Source organism: Petrotoga halophila DSM 16923 (assembly GCF_002924615.1).
Genome location: NZ_JALY01000313.1, coordinates 1 through 4862, shown reverse-complemented (window position 1 = coordinate 4862; position 4862 = coordinate 1). Strand labels below are relative to the sequence as shown.

At 42.6% G+C, this 4862-nt stretch carries 3 protein-coding genes; all 3 read left to right on the top strand.

Annotated features, from left to right (window positions below; all coding sequences use genetic code 11):
• Window positions 1–719: Gfo/Idh/MocA family oxidoreductase (locus AA81_RS13470; protein ID WP_245863663.1), on the top strand; the 719-nt coding region annotated here is incomplete at its 5' end.
• A 132-nt stretch (window positions 720–851) separates the two neighbouring features.
• Window positions 852–1997 (top strand): Gfo/Idh/MocA family protein, encoded by a 1146-nt coding sequence (locus AA81_RS13465; protein ID WP_103899318.1) that lies wholly within the window; start codon window positions 852–854, stop codon window positions 1995–1997.
• Between the two features lie 453 nt (window positions 1998–2450).
• The gene (locus AA81_RS13460; protein ID WP_211292730.1) at window positions 2451–4499 is read left to right on the top strand and encodes a copper-translocating P-type ATPase; all 2049 of its coding nucleotides are present in this window, start codon (window positions 2451–2453) and stop codon (window positions 4497–4499) included.
• Window positions 4500–4862 lie beyond the last annotated feature (363 nt).

Below are 4862 nucleotides of genomic sequence, written 5' to 3'. Positions count from 1 at the left end.
ATAACGAGATTTTATTGTGTGTGACAAATGCATATGTGGGATATCCGGTTATTTCAATATCAAGAAACAAAATAGAAAAAGGTGAATTAGGTGAAAAAAGATTCGTTAACGTAAAACATATACAAGGATGGCTTTCAAAAAAAATCGAAGATGAAAACAAACAAGCTCAATGGAGGTTGGATCCAAATCAAAGTGGTTTAGCGAATACTACCGCCGACATAGGCAGTCATGTGGAAAACATGGTTTCATATCTTATTGGAAAAGAAATTGATAGTTTGTGTGCGCGCCTTGATACTTTTGGTGAATCAAGAAAATTGGAAGATAATTCCACTGTGATGATAAATTTCAAAGATAAAAGTAAAGGATTACTTTTCATGTCTCAAATTGCTGTTGGAGAGAACAACAATTTTAGCCTTTCTGTGTACGGTTCAGAAGCTACATTGAAATGGAGTTTTAATCAAGCAAACAAACTAACAATTTTGCGTGAAGACCACAAAGAAGAGATAATTCAAAATGTGGAGGAAATTCCTGGAACGAACATAGGTTTCAAAAATACTTATACCACATTTATTACCGATTTAATAGATAAAAAGAACGGTAAAATTATAACCAACGATAATGCCCATTTTCAAAGTGTAAATGCGGGATTAAGAGGGATGAGGTTTATAGAAAAATGTGTAGAAAGTTCAAAAAATGGATGTGCTTGGGTAAAATTTTAAAACCAAATAGGTGGCTGCAGGGGAAAGCCCTACTCCTTTATCCTTATGGGTGGGGATCAGGGTGAAGGGGCGTTAAAAAAGGGTTAGAGATGCTAAAGAAAGTAAAAACTCAAATAAGAGGAGGGGTAAAATATGTTCAAAAGATTGACTTATGGAATGGTAGGTGGAAGTAAAGACTCTCAAATTGGTATAGTCCACAGAAAGGCTATAAATCTACAGGGGAAGGCAGAATTAGTCTGTGGAAGCTTTTCCAGAAACTTCAAAAACACTTTGGCAACAGGCAAAGAGTTAAAAATAGATGAGAAAAGATTGTACAGAAATTATGAAGAAATGGCCGAGGAAGAGTCTAAAAGATCCGATAAAATAGATTTTGTATCCATTGTTACACCCAACAGTTCACATTATGAAGTGGCAAAAAAATTTTTAGAATCTGGAATAAATGTGATGTGTGAAAAACCATTAACCATAACTCTAAAAGAAGCTGAAGAACTAAAACAGTTAGCAAGAAAAAACAACCTACTTTTTGCGGTTGCTTACACTTTTACAGGTTATTCTATGCTAAGATACGCAAGAGAGTTAATTAAGAGAGGAGAAATAGGTGAGGTTAGATTTATCAATGGCCGATACCTAAGTGAGTGGATGGCAAAGGTCCCCTTTGCCGGTAAAAATTCTCGCCATGAATGGAGATCTGATCCAAAAGTTTCAGGTGTATCCAACTGCGTTGCTGATATAGGGGTACACGTGGAAAACTTGGTTTCTTTCCTAACAGGGTTGAAGATAAAGTCCTTAAATGCCAGAATGGATAAGTTTGTTGAGCCAGATAGGCTAGACGATAATGCATCTATACTAATAAATTACGATAATGGGGCAGAAGGCATATACTGGACATCTCAAATTGCTATGGGCCATGAAAATACTTTGGATATTGGTATATATGGGACAAAAGGATCTATAGAATGGTCACAAGAGCACGCAAATTACTTGAAGATCTCAAAAGTTAACCACCCTTTTATAACTTTATCACGGGGAAGCCAAGAGGTTGATGATTTTATTAAAAATGATTATGTTACTCCTGGTGGGCATCAGGAAGGTTATGTTGAAGCCTTTGCAAGGGTATACGATAAATTTATAAGCGCAATTACAAAAAAGAAAAAAGGAGAACTTTTAGAACAAAGAGACTTAGATTTTCCCACTGTAGAAGACGGAGTAGAAGGTATGCGGTTTATAGAAAAGTGTGTAGAAAGTACAGAAAAAGGTGCAAGCTGGGTAGAATTTTAAAAATAAATTATATGAACTTTTCTTGTAAATAGTTTTTACGAAGAAACCTTGAGTTTTGCCAAATCCAATAATAATGCCATTTTAATAGGTTTCAAAGATTTTGTTCCCCTACAAAGGAATAATTAATTTGTTTATTGTAGTAGGTGAAGCAGTAGCCATTATAATTGTAAGAGAACCGCTAAAGTAATAGAGTGCTTTTTTGCACTAGGGGGTTACTTCTTTGGTAATTCATATTAATTTGAGTGTAAAAAAAATAAGTTACAATTTTTATACCCTCCCCTAGTGGGATGGATAACAAGGATGCTATTTTATGATACATGAAAGCCCATTAGCAAAACTCAAAACAGCTGTTTGAAATTGATAAGGTCAATGGTTCATAAAAAAGAAAAAAATATTATAACTAGGTTTAGTTTAATTGGGTATCAAAGTGACAAATCCTAGGAGGTAATAGATATGCATAGTAATAATAACCACCGAGGTCATGACGATTCCAGACACGACTCCAACGGCCATGATCACGGTGCAATGATAGCTGATTTTCAAAAGCGCTTTTGGGTCTCTCTCGTTCTGACGATCCCGATCCTTGCTCTGTCTCCGATGATTCAGGGTTTCATAGGCCTCGAAGAGGAACTGTCCTTTTTCGGAGCGCCATACGTGTTGTTCGTCCTGTCTTCGGTAGTTTTTTTCTATGGCGGGTGGCCATTTCTGACCGGCCTTTTTTCCGAACTAAGCGACCGACAACCCGGCATGATGACGCTAATCGCACTGGCGATCACAGTCTCCTATGTCTATTCAAGTGCGGTCGTTTTCGGCCTGGAAGGAGATTTCTTCTATTGGGAGCTCGCGACCCTAATTGATGTAATGCTGGTGGGTCACTGGGTCGAGATGCGATCGGTTATGGGGGCGTCTGGTGCACTCGAGGCGCTGGTTCGTTTGCTTCCTGCCACAGCAACCCGATTTACGTCAAACGGCGATACCGAGGAAGTACCTGTCGCCGAACTGAAGCCCGGGGACCGCGTGCTCATTCGCCCGGGTGACAAGGTTCCCATTGACGGCCTAATCATAGACGGACGCTCCAACTTTAACGAGTCGATGCTGACAGGGGAGTCCCGACCGGTTGAAAAGGGAGAAGGCCAGGAAGCAATTGGTGGGGCAGTCAATGGTGAAGGTGCAGTTACTATCGAGGTGCAAAAGACTGGGGAGAAGACGTATCTGAGTCAGGTCATCGAGACCGTCCGCCAAGCCCAGGCAACTCGCTCCCGTACACAGGACCTTGCAAACCGGGCCGCTCATTGGCTAACTTGGGTTGCACTGATCGGTGGTGGCGGAACGCTCACCTTCTGGCTCATAGCAGGAGCCGGTTTTAATTTTGCGCTCACCCGAATGGTCACCGTAATGGTGATCACCTGTCCCCATGCTCTGGGTCTAGCGGTGCCACTAGTAGTAGCGGTCAGCACCAAGCTCACAGCGCAAAATGGGCTTCTCATCCGTGATCGAGCATCATTTGAGCGTGCTCGCGCCCTCGATGTTGTTATCTTCGACAAGACCGGCACCCTAACCGAGGGTCGGTTCGGGGTTTCGGATGTGGTGCCACTTGCGGGACATTCCGCCGAAGACGTACTGGACTGGGCCGTTTCTCTGGAAAGCCAGTCTGAGCATCCGATCGCCCAAGGCGTTGTTCGGGAAGCGACCAGGCGTGGTATAAAGCCAAGATCTATCACTGCCTTTCGCAACCTGACTGGACAGGGGGCTGAGGCCCAAGTTGATGGCCATGATGTTAAGGTTGTCAGCTTCGCATACCTGCGTGCCAATGGGCTCACTGTCGATGAACCCACCATTGAGGATCTTGATTCACAAGGCAACACCGTGGTGTATGTTGTGGTGGACGGGTCTGTCATTGGTGCACTCGCTCTTGCGGATGTAATCCGCAAAGAATCGTACGAGACCGTCCAGCGACTGAAACAACTTGGCATACAGTCGATGATGCTCACCGGTGATGCGCAAGCCGTAGCGAAGACAGTTGCAGACGAACTCGGCCTTGCAGACTATTTTGCAGAAGTGTTGCCGACCGAAAAAGCCGCGAAGGTGCGCGAAGTGCAGGATAAAGGTCTGAACGTGGCGATGGTTGGAGACGGGGTAAATGATGCACCGGCACTGGTGCAGTCCAATCTTGGCATTGCAATTGGTGCTGGCACTGATGTCGCGATTGAATCCGCTGACGTTGTGTTGGTGCGCAGCGACCCGCGGGATGTATTCGCGATCCTTGCCCTTTCGCGTGCCACTTACAACAAAATGTTCCAGAATTTGCTCTGGGCTACTGGCTACAACGCCGTTGCCATACCACTTGCAGCTGGAGTCGGATACGGTTGGGGCATTCTGCTCTCACCTGCAATCGGTGCTGCTTTCATGTCACTCAGTACCATCATCGTTGCGATCAACGCAAAGCTACTCGAGCGCGCCCGGAAGCTGTTACCTGGGGAGACGAAGGACGTTGTAAAATAGGTTATTGGCAGTGGTATTATAGATAGAGCCTATATACTTTGAACAAATCAGAAGAAACAATCGTTCACTTGCATATTTCTACGATGCAAAGTACATAGTTACAAGAGATAATTCTACTAAAACAGTACAAGAACAAGTTAACGGAAGAAAAGGATAGGTGGGAGATTTCTTGTACTAATTTAAATAAATTTTTTATATTTTATTAAATTACCAAAAAGATAAAAATGGTATAATTAATCAGGAACCTAATTAGTGAAATTTTTAACTTTTATTCTTCTGTGTGTTTGGACAGAACTATTCTCTTTCTTAAAAGGATGGGGAGCGAGGCAAAGGGGGCGCTATAGGTATGATAAAATATAATTA